The sequence below is a fragment of the Oleiphilus sp. HI0086 genome (genome assembly GCF_001635225.1).
Map to the genome: position 1 here is coordinate 1 of NZ_LWFZ01000379.1, position 300 is coordinate 300.

The following is a 300-nucleotide window of genomic DNA, read 5'->3' on the forward strand; positions in this document are numbered from 1 at the left end:
CTAGCCCAGTTGGCTCGATCAGCAAGCGGTCGGGCTTGGCACGTGAAAGTAACTGGTTTAAAGCAATTTGCATCGGTAAGCCCGATGCACAGCACATACAGCCGCCTGGCACCTCTTTAATAAATACGCCTTGTTCTTGAGAGCTCTGGCCTTGAAACAAACTGCCGTCTACACCAATTTCGCCAAATTCATTGACGAGTACCGCCCATCGTTCGTTATCGGGTTTTTGTTTGAGTAAGTTCAGAATCGCAGAAGTTTTTCCGACACCGAGGAAGCCAGTGATGATATTGGTGGGTACTG

Annotated in this window: 1 protein-coding gene; it reads right to left on the minus strand. The window is 48.7% G+C overall.

From position 1 onward, the window contains the following. Window positions 1–300, minus strand: a 300-nt coding sequence (locus tag A3756_RS04780) for a GTP-binding protein (RefSeq protein WP_304438858.1), incomplete at both ends; no start/stop codon positions are given.